Origin of the sequence: Gloeocapsopsis crepidinum LEGE 06123 (assembly GCF_015207655.1) — a bacterium.
GTDB classification, from domain to species: Bacteria; Cyanobacteriota; Cyanobacteriia; order Cyanobacteriales; family Chroococcidiopsidaceae; genus Gloeocapsopsis; species Gloeocapsopsis crepidinum.
Genome location: NZ_JADEWN010000147.1, coordinates 1 through 1087, shown reverse-complemented (window position 1 = coordinate 1087; position 1087 = coordinate 1). Strand labels below are relative to the sequence as shown.

1 protein-coding gene and 1 pseudogene are annotated in these 1087 nt (G+C 46.6%); both read left to right on the top strand.

Features of this window, described 5'->3' with window-relative positions:
• The first annotated feature begins 59 nt into the window (after positions 1–59).
• Positions 60–785: pseudogene (locus tag IQ230_RS26255) on the top strand (IS1 family transposase).
• Positions 724–1087 (top strand): tyrosine-type recombinase/integrase (locus tag IQ230_RS26250; protein ID WP_193935102.1); only part of this gene is annotated, 364 nt, incomplete at its 3' end. The pseudogene IQ230_RS26255 and the gene IQ230_RS26250, both read left to right, overlap by 62 nt.

Sequence of the window (1087 nt, the reverse complement as noted above, 5' to 3'; positions counted from 1 at the left end):
GGTAGTCCTACAGAAGTAAGGATGTCAGTATAGACAGAGAGGTCTTTTCACTCTCAACCATGTCAGCAGCCGCTTTAACTTGTCCGCGATGTCAATCAACTTCCTTCGTGAAGAATGGCAGAACCCATAATGGTCGGCAGAACTTTAGATGCAAAGCCTGTGGCAAACAATTTGTTTTGAATCCAACCAAAAAAGTGATTGGGCAAGATACTAGGGAGTTGATCGACAAGTTGTTGTTAGAGAAATTACTGTTGGCAGGGATTGTTAGAGTGACTGGGGTATCTGAAGGTTGGCTACAAACATATGTCAATACTAAGTACGATACTATTCCCAAGCAAGTAGATGTTTGGCCGAAAAAAAGGGGCACTTGACTATCCAATGTGATGAAATGTGGTCATTTGTCAGTAATAAAGGTAATAAGCAGTGGATTTGGTTAGCTTTAGATTGGAAAACAGGAGAAATTGTTGCAGTCTTTGTCGGCGCTCGCTCACGTTCGGGTGCAAATGGATTATGGCAGTCACTGCCTGGGGTCTATCGACAATGTGCGGTCTGCTATACAGATTTTTGGCAAGCGTATGAGCAAGTAATTCCCAAGTCTAGACATCGAGCTGTAGGTAAGAGGAGTGGTAAGACAAACCCTTGCCATACGCGATTTAACTGCACCCTTCGGCCAAGAGTTTCTCGTTTAGTCCGTAACACCTTGTCCTTCTCCTGCGAAATTAGATGACCACATCGGCGCTATCTGGTATTTCGTGCCTCACTACAACTTATCCTTACTTTTGTAGGACTACCACTAAAGCGACTGACCTAGCTAATGTCAAAGCATCGGGAGAACTGCGCGGTCGTGCCTTGAGCCAAGAAGAAATTGACGCTCTCATTGAGAGTTGCTTCCCCAAAACGCCCCTCGATCTGCGGGATGCGGTGGCGATCGCCTTGTTGCGAATTGGTGGCATGCGACGGCAAGAGTTCGCGCATCTAACGCTTGCCGATTTAGACTTACTTCACGGTTCTCTTATCGTTCGACGCGGTAAAGGAGGGAAAAGGCGCGTCGTTTATCTGAGCGAGGAGGCACTGGCGTTCTTGAGAG